19 protein-coding genes, 1 pseudogene and 1 riboswitch are annotated in these 19,036 nt (G+C 72.8%); of the genes and pseudogenes, 6 read left to right on the forward strand and 14 right to left on the reverse strand.

Annotated elements, in window-relative coordinates; genetic code table 11:
- Positions 1-3: 3 nt before the first annotated feature.
- The 3 genes from CLT74_RS09720 to pdhA are packed head-to-tail and all read right to left on the reverse strand — an operon-like array spanning position 4 to position 3,592.
- On the reverse strand, positions 4-1,413 hold the full coding sequence (locus tag CLT74_RS09720; RefSeq protein WP_099846253.1) for a dihydrolipoamide acetyltransferase family protein: 1,410 nt from the start codon (positions 1,411-1,413) through the stop codon (positions 4-6).
- Positions 1,410-2,426: an alpha-ketoacid dehydrogenase subunit beta gene (locus tag CLT74_RS09725; protein WP_099846254.1), complete on the reverse strand. Its 1,017-nt coding sequence runs from the start codon at positions 2,424-2,426 to the stop codon at positions 1,410-1,412. The genes CLT74_RS09720 and CLT74_RS09725 overlap by 4 nt, the downstream gene beginning before the upstream one ends.
- Positions 2,426-3,592, reverse strand: coding sequence for a pyruvate dehydrogenase (acetyl-transferring) E1 component subunit alpha (pdhA, locus tag CLT74_RS09730; protein ID WP_099846255.1), 1,167 nt, complete (start codon positions 3,590-3,592; stop codon positions 2,426-2,428). The genes CLT74_RS09725 and pdhA overlap by 1 nt, the downstream gene beginning before the upstream one ends.
- A 104-nt stretch (positions 3,593-3,696) precedes the next feature.
- Between pdhA and CLT74_RS09735 the strand changes: the two genes are divergently transcribed.
- Positions 3,697-4,203 (forward strand): Lrp/AsnC family transcriptional regulator, encoded by a 507-nt coding sequence (locus tag CLT74_RS09735; protein WP_099846256.1) that lies wholly within the window; start codon positions 3,697-3,699, stop codon positions 4,201-4,203.
- A gap of 4 nt (positions 4,204-4,207) precedes the next feature.
- Here the strand turns inward: CLT74_RS09735 and CLT74_RS09740 are convergent, their stop codons facing one another.
- The gene (locus CLT74_RS09740) at positions 4,208-5,179 is read right to left on the reverse strand and encodes a non-homologous end-joining DNA ligase LigD (RefSeq protein ID WP_099846257.1); all 972 of its coding nucleotides are present in this window, start codon (positions 5,177-5,179) and stop codon (positions 4,208-4,210) included.
- A gap of 96 nt (positions 5,180-5,275) precedes the next feature.
- Between CLT74_RS09740 and CLT74_RS09745 the strand changes: the two genes are divergently transcribed.
- Positions 5,276-5,638, forward strand: a complete 363-nt coding sequence (locus CLT74_RS09745; RefSeq protein WP_486582191.1) for a hemerythrin domain-containing protein — start codon at positions 5,276-5,278, stop codon at positions 5,636-5,638.
- A gap of 30 nt (positions 5,639-5,668) precedes the next feature.
- Here CLT74_RS09745 and CLT74_RS09750 read toward each other — a convergent pair whose 3' ends face one another.
- On the reverse strand, positions 5,669-6,535 hold the full coding sequence (locus CLT74_RS09750; RefSeq protein ID WP_099846258.1) for a metallophosphoesterase family protein: 867 nt from the start codon (positions 6,533-6,535) through the stop codon (positions 5,669-5,671).
- Positions 6,536-6,620: 85 nt separating this feature from the next.
- Positions 6,621-6,711: riboswitch (ZMP/ZTP riboswitch) on the forward strand.
- 18 nt (positions 6,712-6,729) lie between these two features.
- Here CLT74_RS09750 and CLT74_RS09755 point away from each other — a divergent pair.
- The gene (locus CLT74_RS09755) at positions 6,730-8,166 is read left to right on the forward strand and encodes a glycine hydroxymethyltransferase (protein ID WP_099846259.1); all 1,437 of its coding nucleotides are present in this window, start codon (positions 6,730-6,732) and stop codon (positions 8,164-8,166) included.
- 48 nt (positions 8,167-8,214) lie between these two features.
- On the opposite strand, the gene CLT74_RS09760 is transcribed toward CLT74_RS09755, so the two are convergent.
- Positions 8,215-8,475 (reverse strand): hypothetical protein, encoded by a 261-nt coding sequence (locus tag CLT74_RS09760; protein WP_093402670.1) that lies wholly within the window; start codon positions 8,473-8,475, stop codon positions 8,215-8,217.
- Positions 8,476-8,560: 85 nt separating this feature from the next.
- Positions 8,561-9,658: an alpha-hydroxy acid oxidase gene (locus CLT74_RS09765; protein WP_486582192.1), complete on the reverse strand. Its 1,098-nt coding sequence runs from the start codon at positions 9,656-9,658 to the stop codon at positions 8,561-8,563.
- A 142-nt stretch (positions 9,659-9,800) separates the two neighbouring features.
- On the opposite strand from CLT74_RS09765, the gene CLT74_RS09770 reads away from it, so the two are divergent.
- Entirely contained in the window at positions 9,801-10,211 is a 411-nt protein-coding gene (locus CLT74_RS09770; protein ID WP_099846261.1) for an MmcQ/YjbR family DNA-binding protein, read from the forward strand.
- Positions 10,212-10,214: 3 nt separating this feature from the next.
- Here the strand turns inward: CLT74_RS09770 and CLT74_RS09775 are convergent, their stop codons facing one another.
- Entirely contained in the window at positions 10,215-11,444 is a 1,230-nt protein-coding gene (locus CLT74_RS09775; protein WP_099846262.1) for an MFS transporter, read from the reverse strand.
- Positions 11,445-11,532: 88 nt separating this feature from the next.
- On the opposite strand from CLT74_RS09775, the gene CLT74_RS09780 reads away from it, so the two are divergent.
- Together CLT74_RS09780 and CLT74_RS09785 are read left to right on the forward strand one after the other, a co-directional pair.
- On the forward strand, positions 11,533-12,153 hold the full coding sequence (locus CLT74_RS09780; RefSeq protein ID WP_099846263.1) for an ABATE domain-containing protein: 621 nt from the start codon (positions 11,533-11,535) through the stop codon (positions 12,151-12,153).
- Positions 12,154-12,273: 120 nt separating this feature from the next.
- Positions 12,274-13,203 (forward strand): sialidase family protein, encoded by a 930-nt coding sequence (locus CLT74_RS09785; RefSeq protein WP_099846264.1) that lies wholly within the window; start codon positions 12,274-12,276, stop codon positions 13,201-13,203.
- 387 nt (positions 13,204-13,590) lie between these two features.
- Here CLT74_RS09785 and CLT74_RS09790 read toward each other — a convergent pair whose 3' ends face one another.
- The 6 genes and pseudogenes from CLT74_RS09790 to CLT74_RS09815 form a co-directional block, all read right to left on the reverse strand.
- A complete protein-coding gene (locus CLT74_RS09790; RefSeq protein WP_099846265.1) occupies positions 13,591-13,935 on the reverse strand; it encodes an antibiotic biosynthesis monooxygenase family protein in 345 nt (114 codons plus the stop codon).
- A complete protein-coding gene (locus tag CLT74_RS09795) occupies positions 13,935-15,182 on the reverse strand; it encodes a beta-ketoacyl synthase N-terminal-like domain-containing protein (RefSeq protein WP_099846266.1) in 1,248 nt (415 codons plus the stop codon). Before CLT74_RS09795 ends, CLT74_RS09790 begins: the two co-directional genes overlap by 1 nt.
- Positions 15,183-15,213: 31 nt before the next feature.
- Positions 15,214-16,487, reverse strand: a pseudogene (locus CLT74_RS09800) (beta-ketoacyl-[acyl-carrier-protein] synthase family protein).
- Entirely contained in the window at positions 16,484-16,882 is a 399-nt protein-coding gene (locus CLT74_RS09805) for a cupin domain-containing protein (protein ID WP_099846267.1), read from the reverse strand. The pseudogene CLT74_RS09800 and the gene CLT74_RS09805 overlap by 4 nt, the downstream one beginning before the upstream one ends.
- On the reverse strand, positions 16,875-17,654 hold the full coding sequence (locus CLT74_RS09810) for an SRPBCC family protein (RefSeq protein WP_486582195.1): 780 nt from the start codon (positions 17,652-17,654) through the stop codon (positions 16,875-16,877). Before CLT74_RS09810 ends, CLT74_RS09805 begins: the two co-directional genes overlap by 8 nt.
- Positions 17,651-19,030: an acetyl-CoA carboxylase biotin carboxylase subunit gene (locus CLT74_RS09815; RefSeq protein ID WP_099851670.1), complete on the reverse strand. Its 1,380-nt coding sequence runs from the start codon at positions 19,028-19,030 to the stop codon at positions 17,651-17,653. The genes CLT74_RS09810 and CLT74_RS09815 overlap by 4 nt, the downstream gene beginning before the upstream one ends.
- Positions 19,031-19,036 lie beyond the last annotated feature (6 nt).

Here is a 19,036-nt window from a genome sequence, read left to right on the forward strand (position 1 = left end):
CAGTCAGACCGTGGCGATCAGCAGTGCGGGCTGCTCGACGCAGTCCGCCACGTGCCGGAGGAAACCGCCGGCCACGCCGCCGTCGCAGACCCGGTGGTCGAAGGTGAGGCTGAGCTGGACCACCTTCCGGACCGCGAGCTGACCGGCCACGACCCAGGGCTTGTCCACGATGCGGCCGATGCCGAGCAGCGCCGCCTCCGGGTGATTGATGATCGGGGTCGAGCCGTCGACGCCGAACACCCCGTAGTTGTTGAGCGTGAAGGTGCCCCCGGTGAGCCGGGCCGGTGGCAGTTCGCCAGCCCGGGCCGCGGCGGTGGTGGCGGCGAGTTCGGCCGCCAGCTCGGTGGTGGTGAGCCGCTGGGCGTCACGCAGCACCGGCACCACCAGACCCCTGTCGGTCTGGGCGGCGATACCCAGATGCACCCCGGCGGACTGGATGATCCGCTGCCCCTCGGTGTCGACCCGCGCGTTGAGCTGCGGGTACCGGCGCAGCCCGGACAGACAGATCCGCGCGAGCAGGGCCAGCACGCTCACCCGACCGTCCGGGCGGGCGGCGTTGATCGCGGCCCGGGTCTCCAGCAGGGCGGTGGCGTCAGCGTCGACCCAGATGGTCACCTCGGGAATCTCCCGCCGGCTGCGCGACAGCTTGTCCGCGATCGCCCGGCGGATGCCGGTCAGTGGGATGACCAGATCCTGGGCACCGGCGGCAGCCGCGTCGGCCGAGGCTGGGTGCCCCGCCGGCACCGCCGGCAGGTCGGGCACCGCGGTGAGCCGGGCGGTTCCGTTCCCGTCGGCGGTCACCCCGGTGACGTCGCCGGCCGCCGCCTCCACGTCGGCCCGGCGGATCACACCGCCCGGGCCGCTGCCGCGTACCGACGCCAGGTCCACCCCACGCTCCCGGGCCAACCGCCGCACGATCGGCGAGATGACCAGGGATTGGGCCGCTTCGGGCGGGCCGGACCCCCGGTCGGCCCTCCCCGCCGCTGCCGGCACCGTCGGTGCGCCGCTCAGATCGGGTGCGGAGGTGGCCACCGCGAGCCGGGGCCGCCGACGGCGGCGGGCACCGCCGTGCCCGGTGCCGTACCCGATCAGGACGTTGCCGGAGCCGGCCCGCTCCTCCTCGCGGTAGACCGCGTGCCCGGACGGTTCACCGCCGTCGACGCGACCGGTGACCGGCTCCGCGACGGTGATCAGGGGCTGGCCGACCGGGCGTACCTCGCCCTCGGCGCCGTGCAGGGCGACGACCCGGCCGGCGTACGGGCAGGGCACGTCGACGACCGCCTTCGCGGTCTCGACCTCCACCACTGTCTGGTCCACGGTGACCGTGTCGCCGACCGCGACCCGCCACTGCACGATCTCCGCCTCGGCGAGCCCCTCACCGAGGTCGGGCAGGAGAAAAACCTTCTCGGTCACGCCACACCGCTCTCGGTCAGCCAACGCCGGTCGGGCTGGTCGTCCCACTGCAACCGGGCCACCGCGTCGAGTACCCGGTCGACCGACGGCAGATGGGTGTGTTCGAGCATCGGCGCCGGGTACGGGATGTCCAGCCCGGAGACCCGCAGCACCGGGGCGTGCAGCGCGTGGAAGCACCGCTCCTGCACCCGGGCGGCGATCTCCGCGCCGACCCCGGCGAAGCCCTGTGCCTCCTGCACCACCACGCAGCGTCCGGTACGCCGCACCGAGGCGGCGATTGTGGCGTCGTCGAACGGCACGATGGTGCGGACGTCGACCACCTCCAGGTCCCAGCCCTCCTCGCGGGCGGCCTCGGCGGCCTCCAGCGCGACCGGGACCGCCGGCCCGTACGCGACGAGTGTCGCGTCGCGTCCGGCCCGGCGGACGACCGCCCGGCCGAACGGCGCGGTGCGCGTCGGCAGGTCCGCCTCGGCGCTTGTGAAGTAGAGCTTCTTCGGCTCCATGAACACCACCGGGTCGGGGTCGTCGATCGCCTCCCGCAGCAGCGAGTACGCGTCGTCGACGGTCGCCGGGGTGACCACCTTCAGCCCCGGGGTGTGCGCGTAGTACGCCTCGGAGCTGTCGCAGTGGTGCTCCACGCCGCCGATGCCACCGGCGTACGGCACCCGGATCACCATCGGCACGCTCAGCGCGCCCCGGGTGCGGTTGCGCAGCTTCGCCACGTGCGAGGCGATCTGCTCGAACGCCGGGTACGCGAACGCGTCGAACTGCATCTCGACCACCGGGCGCAGCCCGGACATGGCCAGCCCGACGGCGAACCCGACGATGCCGGCCTCCGCGAGGGGGGTGTCGAAGCAGCGTTTGTCGCCGAAGCGGGCCTGGAGTCCGTCGGTGATCCGGAAGACGCCGCCGAGCTGGCCGACGTCCTCGCCGAAGACGAGCACCCGCTCGTCGTCGAGCATCGCGTCGGCGAGCGCGGCGTTGAGCGCCTTCGCCATGGTCATGGTGGCCATCAGGCGTCCCCCTCCGCTGCCGCGGCCAGTTCGGCGCGCACCTGCTCCCGCTGCTCCACCAGTTGCGCGGTGGGTTCGGCGTAGACGTGGTCGAAGAGACTGAGCGGGTCGACGGTGGGCTGGGTGTTCATCCGGTCGCGCAGCTGGGCCGCGTACGTCTCGGCCTGCTCGGCGATCTCGGCGACCGCCGCGTCGTCGAGCACGTCCCGGCCGCGCAGGTAGGTCTCCAGCCGGGCGAGCGGGTCACGGTCGCGCCATGCCTCGACCTCGTCGGCGTCCCGGTAGCGCGAGGCGTCGTCGGCGTTCGTGTGCGGTTCCATCCGGTAGGTGTGCGCCTCGACCAGGAACGGTCCCTTTCCGGCGCGGGCGTGCGCGACGGCCCGGGTGAGCACGGCGAGCACGGCGACCGGGTCGTTGCCGTCGACCTGTTCGCTGGGGATGCCGTAGCCGACACCCTTGTAGGCCAGGGTCGGCGCGGCGGTCTGGCGGGACAGCGGGACGCTGATGGCGTACCTGTTGTTCTGCACGAAGTAGACGACGGGGGCCTTGAACACGGCGGCGAAGTTGACCCCCTCGTGGAAGTCGCCCTCGCTTGTGGCACCGTCACCGATGTAGACCAGGGCCACCGTGTCGCGTCCCTGGTACGACTCCCCGTAGGCCAGCCCGGCGGCGTGCACGCACTGGGTCGCGAGGGGGGTGCACTGCGGCGCGGTGCGGCGCTGCGCCGGGTCGTACCCGCAGTGCCAGTCGCCCCGCAGCAGGGTCAGCACCTCGACCGGGTCGATGCCCCGGGCGGTGAGCGCCATCGACTCCCGGTAGGTCGGGAAGACCCAGTCGTCGTCGCGCAGGGCCAGGACGCCGCCGACCTGGCAGGCTTCCTGGCCCCGGGAGGACGGGTAGACGGCCAGCCGGCCCTGCTTGGTCAGCGCGGTGGCCTGCGTGTCGAAGCGCCGGCCGACGATCATCCGCCGGTACATCTCGCGCAGCGCCTCGACGGGCGGCTCGGGGTAGTCCGCGCGGGCCGGCAGCAGGGTGCCGTCCGGGTTGAGCAGCCGGACCGGCTCGCTCTGGGGCAGCAGGCCGGCGGCGGGATCGGGCGGGGTCGGGGTGGCCGACCGCCGCGTACGCGGGGATGCCCTGCGGGCCGCCTGGGGGGTGGTGGTCACGGCGGAACCTCCTGGACGTGTGGTGGCCCTATGCTCCTGCTGTTGGATGATTGACTCAAGATTCCCGGTGAACGCGGGATGAATGGCACCCAGAGGAGGCCACGATGAGCCAGGAGGCCGCCGGGGAGGCGGACCGGCGGGGCGGAACGGGACGATCGGCAGTCCCGCTCGACGAGGTGGACCGGCGCATCCTCGACGAGCTGACCCGGGACGGTCGGCTCTCCATCCGGACCCTCGCCGAACGGGTGCACGTCTCGCGGACCAACGCGTACGCCCGGGTGGAGCGGCTGCTGCGCGACGGGGTGATCACCGGGTTCGCCGCGCGGGTCGCCCCGGAGGCGGCCGGCCTGGGCACCTCGGCGTACATCGCCCTGACGATCAGGCAGGACACCTGGCGGGAGGTGTCGGCGGAGCTGGCGCGGGTGCGCTACGTCGAACATGTGGCGCTGCTCAGCGGCGAGCACGACGTGCTCGCGTTGGTCCGGGCACCGGACAACGCCACCCTGCGGGACGTGGTGCTGGACCGGGTGCAGCGCATCGCCGGGGTGCTCGCCACCCGCAGCTGGCTGGTCTTCGAGGAGTACGACGGGGTGCGCAGCCCGTGGGCGTGACCGCTCAGCGCTCGTCCGGCGCGTCCAGGCCCTCCCGGTCGGCCAACTCCAGCAGGGGCGCCAGGGAGAAGCGGCGTTCGTCCAGGCCGGCGTGCGGGTCGCCCCGGTCGGCGAACCGGACCGGCATGGTGGTGACGTCGAAGTCCTCCGGCCGGGCGTCGTCCAGCTCCGCCCAGTCCAGCGGGGCGGACACCAGCGCGGCCGGCGTCGGCCGGATCGAGTACGCCGAGGTCATGGTGTGGTCGCGGGCCATCTGGTTGTAGTCGACGAAGACCGGCCGGTCCCGCTGTTCCCGCCACCAGGTGGTGGTGACCAGGTCCGGCCGTCGTCGCTGCATCTCGCGCCCGAGGGCCAGCACCGCGCGGCGACAGTCGCCGAAGCTCCACCGGGGCTCGATCGACACGTAGACGTGCAGGCCCCGCCCGCCGGTGGTCTTGGGGTAGCCGACCAGGCCCAACTCGTCGAGGAAGGCGCGCACCTCGTGGGCCACCGGCACCACCTGGTCGAACCCGACGCCGGGCAGCGGATCCAGGTCGATCCGCAGCTGGTCCGGCCGCTCCACGTCCGCCTTGCTCACCGGCCACGGATGGAAGCGCAGGGTGCCCAGGTTGACCGCCCAGATCACCACGGCCAGCTCCGCCGGGGCGACCTCGTCGGCGGTGCGTCCGCTGGGGAAGGTGATGTGGGCGGTGCTCACCCAGTCGGGCGCACCGGCCGGCACCCGCTTCTGGTAGAACGCGTCACCCCGGTTGTCCGCCCGGGTGGCGATCGTCGCGCCCTCGAACACGCCGCGGGGCCACCGTTCCAGCATCGTCGGCCGGTCCCGCAACGCGCGCAGGATGCCGTCGCCGACGGCGAGGAAGTAGCGCACCACGTCCAGCTTGGTCAGCCCCCGCTCGGGGAAGTACGGCTTGTCCGGGCTGGAGACGCGGACCGTCCGCCGCCCCACCTGGATCTCCTCCGCCGCCGTCGCCACACCTGCGAGGGTACGACGCGGCACCCGGCACGGCGTACCACCGCCCGTTTCCGGGGTTCGCGCCAGGGTAGGAGAGCAGGCCTCGAGGCGCTCACCGTGCACACGTACCTGGAGAACGAGATCATGTACCCGGAGGTCCGCAAGCGCCTGCCGGAGCTGGAGGACCACATCCTGGAGTCGTACGAGGAGCACCACGTCGCCGACGTGCTCTGCTTCGAGCTGGCCTCGATGAAGCCCGACGACGAGCACTTCAACGCCAAGACCACGGTGCTGATCGAGAACGTCCTGCACCACGTCGAGGAGGAGGAGCAGGAGTGGTTCCCGAAGGTGCGCGAGTCGATGGGGCGTAAGGAGTTGCAGGAGATGGGGCAGCGGATGATCGACGCGCGCCCCCAGGCACCGCGGACCCCGACCGCGCCCAAGGCGCTGCAGAAGTCGCTGAAGGCGATGCGCGCCTGACGGCTCGTCCCGGGAGTGGTGGCCTGGCCGTCACCAGGCCGTCTGCGGCACCTCCGCCGGCGCGGGCAGGATCTGCCGCACCCTCGGGGACCCGCCACGAGGCCGCCACTCCCGCGGGTAGCCCACCGACACCTCCTCGAAGCGAACCCCGTCGTGCCAGGTGGTGCGCGGAATGTGCAGATGGCCGTAGACCACCGCGGCGGCGTCGAAGCGTACGTGCCAGTCGGCGGTGGCCTCGGTGCCGCACCACTGGGCGAAGATCGGGTACCGCAGGACGCGCGTCACGTCCCGGACCAGCGGCCAGTGGTTCATCAGCACGGTCGGCAGCGCCGGGTCACGCTCGGCGAGCCGGCGGGCGGTCTCGGCCACCCGTGCCGCGCACCACGCCGACCGGCTCGGGTACGGGTCGGGGTGCAGCAGGAACTCGTCGGTGCAGACGATCCCGGTCCGGTACGCCTCGGCCAGCGCCGCCTCGGGGGTGTCGAAGCCCTCCGGTCGCCAGCTGTGGTCGTAGAGCAGGAACAGCGGCGCCACCGTCACCGGGCCGCCGGGCCCGGCCCACACCGGGTACGGGTCCTCGGGGGTGACCACGCCGAGATCACGACACATCTCGACAAGGTGTGCGTAGCGCGCCACGCCACGCACCGTCACCGGGTCGCCGGGCGGGGTCCACAGCTCGTGGTTGCCCGGCGACCAGACGACCCGGGCGAACCGGCCGGCCAACAGCCGCAGCGCCCACGCCACGTCGGCGACGGTGTCGCCCACGTCACCGGCGACGAGCAACCAGTCCTCAGGCGTCCGAGGGCGCAGCCCTTCGACGATCGTCCGGTTCGCCGGATGCCCCACGTGCAGGTCGCTGATGGCCAGGAGACTGCCAGCACCGTCCGTCCCCGCCATGCGTCGATCGTAGTGAGGTGGGCCAGGGTTCGCCCGGCCGGTCCGACGGCGGCGGCCCGCCCCCGACCGCGTACCCGGTAGGATCCCCTCGGGCCGTGACTGGCGCATTGGAGATGGATAACCATCGGGGAGCGGCCCCGTCACGAGGACGCATGCCGAGCGCCTGGGCCTTCCGCACGTCACCTGGAGGTCGCATGCCGCGCAACGCCGAATCCACAGCCTTCCGCAGCGCTCTTGAGGTGATCCGTGGTGTCGAACCACGGGTCGCCGACGCGATCGGCGCGGAGCTGGCCGACCAGCGTGAGTCGCTCAAGCTGATCGCCAGCGAGAACTACGCCTCCCCGGCGACGTTGCTGGCCATGGGCAACTGGTTCAGCGACAAGTACGCCGAGGGCACCATCGGACGGCGCTTCTACGCCGGCTGCCAGAACGTGGACACCGTCGAGGCGCTCGCCGCCGAGCACGCCCGGGAGTTGTTCGGCGCGACCCACGCGTACGTGCAGCCGCACTCGGGCATCGACGCCAACCTGGTGGCGTTCTGGGCGATCCTGGCCGACCGGGTGGAGGCCCCGGCGCTGAAGCGGGCGCAGGCGCGCCACGTCAACGACCTGACCGAGGCGGACTGGTTCGCGTTGCGGCGCGAGCTGGGCGACCAGCGGATGCTCGGCATGTCGCTGGACGCCGGCGGGCACCTCACCCACGGTTTCCGGCCGAACATCTCCGGCAAGATGTTCGACCAGCGCAGCTACGGCACCGACCCGGCCACCGGGCTGGTCGACTACGACAAGGTCGCCGAGACCGCTCGCGAGTTCCGCCCGCTGGTGCTTGTCGCCGGCTACTCGGCGTACCCCCGCAAGGTCAATTTCCGGATCATGCGGGAGATCGCCGACTCGGTCGGTGCCACCTTCATGGTGGACATGGCGCACTTCGCGGGTCTGGTGGCCGGCCGGGTCTTCACCGGCGACTTCGACCCCGTGCCGCACGCGCACATCGTCACCACCACCACCCACAAGTCGCTGCGTGGTCCGCGCGGCGGCCTGGTGCTGTGCGGCCCGGAGCTGGCCGACCAGGTCGACCGGGGCTGCCCGATGGTGCTCGGCGGCCCGCTGCCGCACGTGATGGCCGCCAAGGCCGTGGCCCTGGCCGAGGCCCGCCGGCCCGACTTCGCCGACTACGCCCGGCAGGTCGTCGACAACGCGCAGGCGCTGGCCGAGGGCCTGCTGCGCCGGGGGGCCAGGCTGGTCACCGGCGGCACCGACAACCACCTGGTCCTGATCGACGTGACCGGCTACGGGCTGACCGGCCGGCAGGCCGAGCAGGCACTGCTGGACTCGGGCATCGTCACCAACCGCAACGCGGTGCCGCAGGACCCGAACGGCGCCTGGTACACCTCCGGCATCCGGATCGGCACCCCGGCGTTGACCACCCGGGGGCTCGGCACGGCGGAGATGGACACCACCGCCGAGCTGATCCACACCGTGCTCAGCCAGACCAGCGCCGGCACCAACCCGGACGGCACCGCCGGCAAGGCGAAGTACGTTCTGGACCCGGCCCTCGCGGACAAGGTCAGCCGCCAGGCCAGCGAGCTGCTCACCGGCTTCCCGCTCTACCCGGACGTCGAGCTGGGCTGACCAAAGACGCGCCGGGCCGGGACATCCCGGCCCGGCGCGATCCCGGCCTCAGGCGATCGGACGTTTGAGGTGGTAGCGGTGGACCTCGGTGCTGCCCTGCACGTTGTTCACGTCCTCGGCGGCGGAGACGAGTTCCCAACCGTCCCGTCCGGCCCGGTTGAGGTGCGCGATGGCGGTGTCGCCGTACGCCGTGATGTCCTTGCGGGACCCGTCCGGGCCGTACCAGACGAACGAGACATGAAAATTGCGACCCTGCCCCTGGTAGCGGCGGACCAACAGGGCGTACTCCCAGGCAACCATGTCGCCCATTATGACCGTCCACCCAGGACGAGCGCAGGGCAGCGGTAACAGGTTGCGAACCGGTGAACGCGATGAGTCGCCGTACCGGTACCGGTCAGTCCACCGCGACCGTGCGCAGCTCGCGGGCGGTCGCCGGATCGGCGCAGCCGGCCAACGCCAACGCGTCGCGCAGCTCGTCGGCGAGCAGGGACAGCGCGGTGCCGGCCGCCGGTCGCCCACCGACCGCCAGGGCCCAGAGCATCGGCCGACCGACCAGGACGCCGTCGGCGCCCATCGCCAACGCGCGCAGCACATCGACACCACTGCGGATCCCACTGTCCAGCAGCACCTCGCAGCGGTCACCGACGGCCGCCACCACCTCGGGCAGCATGGTGGCGCTGGCCGGGACCCCGTCGAGTTGGCGGCCACCGTGGTTGGACACGACCACCGCCTGCACGCCGGCGTCGACGGCCCGCACGGCGTCGGCCGGGTCCAGGATGCCCTTGACGACAAGCGGCAGGTCGCACCGCTCCCGGAGCCACCGCAGGTCGGCCCAGCTCAGGGCCGGCGCGAAGGCCGCATCGCGCGACGCGGACACCGGGGTGACGCCCGGCGTACCGCCGTGGGCCAGGTCGTCGCGGCCACCCGGCAGGTTCGCCGGGACCAGCCCCGGCGGCAGTCGGAAGGCGTTGCGCAGGTCCCGCAGCCGCCGGCCGAGCACCGGCACGTCCACAGTCACCACGAGCCCCCGGCAACCGGCGGCGCGCACCCGCGCCAGCAGGTCGGTCACCAACGAGCGGTGGCGCAGCCAGTACAGCTGGAACCAGACCTCGGCACCGGTGGCGGTGACCTGCTCGATCGGTGTGCTGCCGAGGATGCTGGCCAGGTACGGCACGTCGGCGGCGCGGGCCGCGGCGGCCAGCGCCAGCTCGCCGTCGGGGTGCACCAGCCGTTGGTACGCCATCGGCGCCACCGCCACCGGCATCGCGTGCTCCCGGCCGAGCAACCGGGTACGCAGTGTCGGGGTGCTCACCCCGGTCAGCACCCTCGGCAACACGGCGACCCGGTCCAGCGCGCGGCGGTTCCCACCGAGGGTCACCTCGGCGCCGCTGCCACCGTCCACATAGTCCCAGACCTGCGGCGGCAGCACCGTCCGGGCCAGGCCGGCGAAGTCGGCCAGACAGACCGGGGGCGGACCGGAGCTGAGCTGCATGCGGTCCACCATCGCCGACCGGCGACCAGCACGCCAGTACGCGCCCTCAACGGCACAGGCGATGTGGCGAGGGCCGGCCCGGACGTGATCGGGCGGCCCGGTGGGGCCCCATCACGCGCGTCACCTGGCGTACCGTCGGGAGGTGGCCAGTTGGGACGACGTACGCCGGATCGCGCTGGGCCTGCCGGAAACCAGCGAACGGCCCTCCTATGACGGAGTTGCCGCCTGGCGGGTGAAGGACAAGCCGTTCGTCTGGGAACGCCCGCTGCGCGGCAAGGAGCTCCAGGAGCTCGGTTCGGCCGCACCGGACGGCCCCATCCTCGGGGTACGGGTGGCGGACCTCGGCGTCAAGGAGGCGTTGCTCGCCGACGACCCCGGCCTCTTCTTCACCACGCCACACTTCGACGGCTACCCCTCGGTGCTGGTCCGGCTGGACCGGATCGACCTTCCCGAACTCACCGAGCTGATCGTCGAAGCCTGGTACGCCCGCGCCCCGAAGCGCCTCGCCACGGCGTACCAGGCGCAGGCGGCGCCACCCGAGGCGAGCGGGTGACGGTCAGCGGGCACGACCGAGAGACACGTCCGGTTCGACGGCTGCCGCTGCGGCCAGTTCGCCGGAACCGTCCTGCTCCCGTACGAGGCCGCGCCGGATCAGTCGCTCGGTGAGCGCCAGCATCAGGGCCACCGCGCTGAGCAGGGCACCGATCAGCACGGTGCTGCGCACTCCGTGGCTCGGCAGCACGAGCCCGCCGACGAAGGCACCACCGGTGATGCCGACGTTCACGGCGGCGGAGACGGTGGCGGCGGCGATGTCCGAGCGCCCCGGCGCCACCTGGAGGACGAGGCCGCCGAGGGACGCGGTGAACGCGGCGAAGGCCAGACCGGCCAGGGCGATCAGGCCGACGGCCGCGGCGGGCAGGTGACCCAGCGCGGACAGCCCGACGAGTGCCAGCGACTGTAGTGCGACAGTCGCGATCAGGGCGAGCCAGGGGCTGCGGTCCACCAGCACGCCGATGGCGAGGATGCCGAGCACGCTGGCGACGCCCCGGGCGAGCAGGATGGCGCCGACCGAGGCGGCGGGCAGCGCGGTGTACTCGGTGACGAAGACGGCGACGTAGGTGTAGGCGACGATCGCGCCCGCGGTGGCCAGGACGGCCACGGTGACCAGCAGCCAGAAGCGGCGCGCGTCCGGGGTCGCGCCCCGGGTGGCGTGCCCCTGGTCGGGTCGCGTCGAGGGCAGCAGCGCGGCGACCACCGCGAACACGATGGTGCCGAGCCCGGCCACGGCCAGGAACGAGGCTCGCCAGCCGGCCCGCTCGCCCAGCCAGATGCCCGCGGGTACGCCCAGGGCCAGGGCGACGTTGCCGCCGGCGAACACGATCGCGACCACCCGGCCGCGCAGCCCGGGCCGGAACAGTTCCGCGGCGGCCGGCACGACCACCGCCCAGAACAGGGCGTGGGTCGCCGCGGTCGCCATCCGGGCCGCCATCAGCACCGCGAAACTGCTCACGAACACGGTCACCGCGTTGCTGACCACGAAGCCGGCCAGCAGCGCCGACAGCAGTCGGCGACGCGGGACCCGACGGACCAGCGCGGTCAACGGGACCGAGGCGACCATCACCACGGCGCCGTACGCGGTGACGAGCATGCCCACGTCGGCGGGGGACACGGCGAGGTCCGCGGCCATCGGTAGCAGCAGCCCGATGGGCAGCGCCTCGGCGGTGGTGTAGAGGAACGTCCCGCCCGACAGTCCGATCAGGACCACTGTTGCCCGTCCGCGTCCCATGCACCCCTCCAGGGTTACCGGCTAAAAGCTTTATGGCGGTAACACTAGGTAGCACCCGGAGCCGGGTCAACTGGTAAAGTGACTTTTGATGGAAACAGTCGAGGGTGTCCGGAGGCTGCGCCTGGTGGGCGGCAACCTCGCGCTGGACTTCGTCAACACCCGCACCGGCCCACCCGTCGGCGCCGCCGACGACGACGTGCTCACCGGCTATCCCGAGCTGGTCGCCTGGGCCGGTTATGCGGGCGTCCTCACGGACGCGGAGGTGACCAGGTGGCACCGACTGCGCCGGGACGATCCGGACGCCGCGCAGGCCGCCTTCGGGCGGTCACTGCGCATCCGCGACCGCCTCGACGAGATCTTCCGGGCGCTGGCCACCGGCCGGGAACCGAGCAGGTCCGCCCTGGACCATCTCCGCGACGACGAGGCCGAGGCGCTCGCGCACGCCCGGCTGGACCGCTCCGACCGCTTCGGCTGGACCTGGCGGGACGACCATACGGCCGGCCGGCCCCTACGGCCGGTGGTGCACGCTGCTGTCGAGTTGCTCACCGCCAGGACGCTGGACCGGATCAAGGGATGCGGCGGCTGCCGCTTCGTCTTCACCGACGAGAGCAAGAACCGCAGCCGACGCTGGTGCAGCATGGACGACTGCGGGACCACCGAGAAGGCCCGACGTTACGTCGCGGCCCGACGCACCCGGACGACCAGGTGAGCACGCACGTCCGGCGGCGACGTGGTGCCGCGTCGGCCCGGTCGCCCCGGGCAGCGCGTTGGTCAGCTGTTCGTCCCACCGCCACACCGGCGTCGCCCGCTCCGCGTACCGTCGACGCCCGTGATCATCCGTCCGGCGACCACCGAGGTGCGCGCGTTACGCCGTATCGGTGACACCGCCCCGCACAGCGCCTTCACCGACCTGGTCCGGTACGCGGGACACTGGTTCTGCGCGTTCCGGGAGGGCCTGTCACACCTCTCCGACGACGGCGTCCTGCGGGTGCTGACCTCCACCGACGGGCGGTCCTGGCAGAGCGCGGCAGTCCTCGCGCAGGCCGGTGTCGACCTGCGCGACCCGCGCTTCGTGCCGCGCCCCGACGGACGACTCCAGTTGCTCGCCGCCGCCGCGACCGGCACCCCGAAGCGCTTCCGGACGGTCGCCGCGCTCAGCGAGGACGGTCACCGGTGGACAGCGCCCCGGCCGGTGGGCGAACCGGACGTCTGGGTCTGGCAGGCCGCCTGGCACGGCGATGCGATGTACGGCATCGGCTACGCCACCCGCGAGCCGCGGTTCGTCCGGCTCTACCGCAGCGAGGACGGCTTCGACCTGCGCCCGGTGCTGCGGACGCTGTTCTCCGGCGGCTATCCGAACGAGTCCGGACTGGTCTTCGACCCCGACGGCACCGCCACCTGCCTGTTGCGGCGCGACGGCGGCGCGGCCACCGCCCAACTCGGCCGGGCCCGCCCGCCGTACCGGGAGTGGACCTGGACGGACCTCGGGGTACGGGTGGGCGGGCCGGCGCTGTGCCGGCTGCCGGACGGCACCCTCGTGGCCGGCGTACGCCTGCACGACGGTGCGGTGCGGACCGCGATCTGCGCCGTCGACGTGACCCGGGGCCGGCTGCGGGAGTTGGTGACGCTGCCCTCCGGCGGTGACTCCAGCTACCCCGGCCTGGTCTGGCACGGCGAGCGGTTGCACGTCAGCTACTACTCCTCGCACGAGGGACGTAGCTGCGTCTACCTGGCCGAGGTCGACCTCGCGTCGCGCTGAGGCCGCCGCCCGGGTGCCGTGGACGGGTCACCGGCAGGTCCGCGCCTCTCGTTCAGGGGGTCGAGGACGGGGCGCCCGGCAGCGGCGGGCGACCGGGCGGCGGGGGGCCGCCGGTCGACCTCGCTCGGCGAGTACAGCGGTCCGGTCATGACATCCCCACCTCCACCATCGACGTCACCGCGGCACGAACGAACCACGGGGCCGTCCCATCGGAGCACTGCCGGAACCCTACGGCAGGCCGGATGGACATTGCTTCATGCAAATGGATCCCCGAGAAGGGCGACTGGCGGGATTGTCGAGCGGCCACCCGACAGGCATGATCGATTCCGTGTGTTGACCTTCAGTGAGCGAAAAAACACTGAGCGTGCATATTGTCGCGGGGAGTGCTCACGCCGGTACGGGGGTCTGCGCGTGGATGTGGAACCGCAGGGACCGGGCGTCGGTGAAGCACTCCCGCATCGGCCGGACCAGCTCGCGATGCTCCGGGCTGCGCTCCCACGCCTCGAAGTCGGCGAGGCTGCGCCACTCGCTCGTGATCAGCCACTGCTCCGGGTCCGTCGACGACCGGCACACCTGGTCGACCAGGTGGCCCGGCACACCGTCGGCGACGAGGTGCCGGACCGCCTCGTAGGCCCGGAGGAAGTCCCCGGTGCGCTCGTCGGGCACCCGGACCAGAAAGACCACCCGGGCGCGGTGCTCGTCAGCTCGCTCGTCGCGCTCCCCTGCCGTCATCACGACTCCTCTCCGGCCGGCGGCGCACCGCGCAGCACCAGCGCACTGTTGAATCCGTCGAAGCCCCGGGCGCAGACCAACGCGACCCGGGTACGCGGGCGGCGGGCGGCCCGCAGGAAGTTCAGCTCACACCCCTCGGCCACGACGTCCGGGCCGGCCGAGGCGGGCAGCGTGTCATGCGCGAAGGCGAGCAGCGCGGTCGCCACGTCCAGGGCAGACCCGCCCTGGTGCGCCCGCCCGGTCAGCTCCTTGTGGGTGCTCACCGGCGGTGTGCGGGCGCCGAAGACGGCACGCAGCGCGCTCGCCTCGGCCCGGTCGTAGCGGGGCACCCCGAGGGCGTCCGGGACCACCACGTCCACCTCGTCCGGTTCGACGCCGGCCCGACCGAGGGCCAACCGCATCGCGCGGGCGTACTGGTGCGGATCTCCGGCGCTGTCCGCAGTGGTGTGCGCCGCGTCGTGCGTGGCACCCCAACCGGTCACCTCGCCGTAGACGCGCGCGCCCCGGGCGCGGGCGTGGGTCAACTCCTCCACCACGAAGACCGCGCCGCCCTCGGCGGGCAGGTAGCCACTGGCGGCGGCGTCGAACGGCCGGTAGGCACGTTCCGGATCAGCCACCTCGCTGAGCAGGCCGGACCGCAGCTGACAGGCAAGGGCGTACGGGCTCAGCGGGCACTCGGTGGCCCCGGCGAGCACCACCGAGGCACCACGCCGTACGGTCCGCACCGCGTGCGCCAGGCTGTCCAGCCCGCCCGCCGACTCGGCCACCAACACCCCGCACGGGCCCTTCGCCTGATGCCGGATGGAGAGCTGACCGACGCTCGCCGCGTAGAACCAGGCGATCGACTGGTACGCCCCCACGGTGCGTGTCGGCGACGACCAGAGCCGTTGCAGTTCCCGCTGGCCGAACAGGTTGCCGCCGGAGGCGCTGGCCAGGGTCACCGCCCAGCCGTACGGGTCGGTGGCCCGCTCCGGCAGGCCGGCGTCGGTCAGCGCCAGCGCGGTGGCGGCGAAACCGAGGTGTGTCCACCTGTCGGTCTGCACCAGGGCACGGTTGTCGGCGTACCGGGCCGGGTCGAAGTCCGCCACCTCACCGCCGAGCCGGGTCGGATACCCGGAGGCGTCGAAGAGGGTGATCGGCCCGGTACGGCGACGGCCGGCCAGGACCGAACGCCAGTGCGCGTCCGCGCCGACCCCGCTGGGCGCCACCACCCCGACGCCGGTCACCACGGCCCGCCCGCCCGTCATGCCGTCACCTCGCCGGCAGCCCGTACCCCGCTCACCGGGCCACGTCCCGGGCCAACCGGCGGAACAGCATGGCCGACTGGAAGCCGCCGAACCCGCTGCCCACCGACAGCGCCACATCCACCGGAACCTCCCGGGCCTCGTTCGGCACGTAGTCCAGGTCGCACTCCGGATCCCGGGTGGCCCAGTTGGCGGTCGGCGGCACCACCCCGAACTCGATGGCCAGCGCGCACGCGGCCATCTCGATGGCACCGATGGCGCCGAGCGAGTGCCCGACCATCGACTTGATCGAGCTGATCGGCACCCGGTAGGCCGCCGACCCGAGTGACCGTTTGAACGCGGCCGTCTCGTGCCTGTCGTTCTGCCGGGTACCCGAGCCGTGGGCGCTGATGTAGGAGACGTCCTCGGGGGCCAGCCGGGCCTGCCGCAGCGCGTCGGTGATGGCCAGCCCCATCTCCACGCCGTCGGGTCGCAGCCCGGTCATGTGGTAGCCGTTGCTGCGGCTGGCGTAGCCGGCCACCTCGCAGTAGACGTGCGCGCCACGCCGGGCGGCGTGGCCGGCCTCCTCCAGCACCAGCACCGCCGCTCCCTCGGCCAGCACGAAGCCGTGCCGGTCGGCGTCGAACGGGCGGGAGGCGTGCGCCGGGTCGTCGTTGTCCGGGCTGGTCGCCTTGATCGCGTCGAAGGAGGCCACGGTCACCGGCGAGATGGGCGAGTCGGCGGCACCGGCGAGCACGATGTCCGCCTCGCCGTCCACGACGAGTTGGTGGGCGTACCCGATTGCGTCGATGCCGGAGGTGCAGCCGGTGGAGATCACCTGCGCCGGGCCGTGCAGGCCGTGCCGGCAGGCCACGTCGGCGGCCAGGCTGCTCGGCATCAGCGCCGGATAGAGGTACGGGCCGCCGAGTGCCGCGTCGACCAACCAGCGGCGGCCGCTGTCGCTCACCGTCACGTACTCCTGTTCCAGCGCCATGGTGCCGCCGACGGCGGTGCCCAGCACCACGCCGGCACTGTCGCGTTCGGCGTCGGTGAGGTCCAGCCCGCTGTCGGCGACCGCCTCGGCGGCGCAGGCCAGCGCGAACTGCACGTACCGGTCGGCGCGCTGCCGCTGGTCGGGGTGAGCCCGGCGGCGTCCGGGTCGAAGTCGCACTCGGCGGCGATCTGCGACCGGAACGGTGACGGGTCGAAGAAGCTGATCCGCCGGGTGGCCGTACGCCCCTCGGTGATGCCCTTCCAGAACCGGTCCCGGGTCACCCCGCCGGGGGCCACCACCCCGACGCCGGTGACCACGGCGCGCCGGGTGGTCATGAACGGTCCCGCTGTTCGACAAGCTCCGTGTCGACGTGGCCGAGTTCCGGGCGGGGGGCCAACGGCCCGAGGTGGAAGACCACCTCGGCGGGTACGTGGCCGGTGTTGCGCAGCCGGTGCCGGACATTGCGGGACACGAAGAGCGCCTCACCGGCCGCCAGCGGCACCGGTTCGTCGTCCAGGTCGACGGTGATGGCGCCCCGGGCGACGTAGAGGAACTCCTCGCTGTACGGGTGGTAGTGCTCGGCTATCCGTTCCCCCGGCGCCATGGTGGCCACGCCCATGAAACCCGAGGTGCTGCCGACGGTACGGGGACCGAGCAGGACGCGAAGCTCGCCACCTCGACGGCGGTCGGCGGGCACGTCCCGGGCGGCTACCAGGGCGAGGTCACTCATCGTCTGCTCCTGTCGCGTGCACGCCTGTCGGCACCGTGCTCGTCGGGGTGAGGTTCGGCGGCGGCGTGCTCGCCGGGTGGCCGGCGAGCCGTTCGACGCGCTCTTTGATCACGGCCAGCTGCACCGCGCTGTTGGTGTTGATCCGTTCGGTCATGCCGGCGTTGTCCACCGGCGCGGTCGGCTTCATCGCGAAGTCCTGCACCCAGGTCATCCGGACACCGTCGGGTTCCTCGGTGTAGGTCCAGCGGATGCGCATGTACTCGAACGGTCCGGTTTCCACCCGACGGGCCCGCACCTGCCGGGTGGCCGGGTCCGCGGTCCGTTCGCTCACCCAGCTCCAGGCGACGCCGTTCTCGTCGGGATGCATGGTGAGCCGGAACCGGACGGTGTCGCCGTCCCGGTCGAGGATCTCCGCCCGCGCGTACTCGGTGAACAGGTCCGGCCAGTTCGCCACGTCGTTCGTCACCGACCAGACCAGCTCCATCGGCGCGGCGATGACGATGCTGTTCTCGGTGTGTCCGGGCGGGTCGGCCCGCCGGGCGACCAGGTCGGCCACGGCGGGGATGCTCAGCTGGGCGGCCTGCTCCGGGATGCTCACCTGCCAGCGGTCGGCGACCACGGCCGAGAGTTCGAGCAGGGCCAGCGAGTCCATGCCCAGCTCCTCCAGGGAGGCGGCCGGCGCGCGGGCGGCGGCGTCCCGGTCGAGCCCGCAGTTGGTGACCAGGATGTCGGTTATCTCCGCGGTCAGCGGACGGCCGTCGGTGACGGTCATCGTTTCCTCCTCGGGTGTGTGGGTTTCGGTGCGGCGATCAGACGGTCCACCAGGCCGGTCGAGTGACGCCCCTTGCGGAACTCGGGGTCATCGAGCACCCGGCGGACGAACGGGATGGTGGTCCGCATCCCGGGTCCGGAGATCTCGAATTCGCGGAGCGCGCGGTCCAGCCGGCTCAACGCCAGGTCGCGGTCCGGGGCCCAGACCGCCACCTTCGCCAGCAGCGAGTCGTAGTGCGGACCCACCAGGTAGCCGGCGTGGCCGTGGGTGTCGACCCGGGTGAACGGGCCGCCGGGTGGCACGAACCGGTCGAGCCGGCCGGGTGTCGGCGTGAAGCCCCGGTCCGGATCCTCCACGTTGACGCGACACTCGACGGCCACCCCGGTGAAGCGGATGTCCTCCTGACGCCACCGCAGTGGGGTGCCGGCGGCGATGTGGAACTGCTCGTGCACCAGGTCGATCCCGGTGATCATTTCGGTGACCGGGTGTTCCACCTGGATTCGGCAGTTGATCTCCAGGAAATGGAACCGCTCCTCGGCGTCGACCAGGAACTCCACGGTGCCGGCACCGGTGAACCCGACGTCGAGTGCGCCACGCAGGGCGGTGCTGGCGATGGCGTCGAGCGTCGCCTGGGACAGCGCCGGGGCGGGTGCCTCCTCGACCAGCTTCTGGTGTCGGCGCTGCACCGAGCAGTCCCGGGTGCCCAGGTGCACGCCGTTGCCGTGCGGGTCGCAGAGCACCTGGACCTCGACGTGCCGGGCGTCGGTCAGGTAACGCTCGACGTACACCCGGTCGTCGCCGAAGGCGGCCTGGGCGGCGGCCCGGGTGCGCGCGTACGCCCGGGGCAGGTCCGCCGGGGTGCGGACCACTGCCATCCCCCGGCCGCCGCCCCCGGCCGCGGCCTTGATGATGACCGGGTAGCCCACCTCGGCGGCGACGGCCGCGGCCTCGACGGCCGTCGGTACCGGCTGCACGGCGCCCGGCGCGAGCGGCAGCCCGGCTCGGCTCATCAACGCGCGGGCGGAGGACTTGTCGGCCAGCACGGACATCACCTGCGGAGGCGGGCCGACGAAAACCAGACCATTGTCCGCGCAGATCTCCGCGAAATCGGCGTCCTCGGAGAGGAAGCCGTAGCCCGGGTGCACCGCCTCGGCGCCGACCTTGCGGGCCGCCTCCACCACCGCCGCCGCGTTGAGGTAGCTGCGCCGGCTGGCCGAGGGGCCGATCCGGACGGCCTCGTCGGCCAGCCGCACCGCCGCCGAGTCGGCGTCCGCCGTGGAGTAGACAACAGCGGTACGGATGCCCAACTCCCGGCAGGCACGGAGGATGCGCAGCGCGATCTCACCCCGGTTGGCGATCAGCACCTTGGCGAACATCAGCAC

Source organism: Verrucosispora sp. CNZ293 (assembly GCF_002754655.1).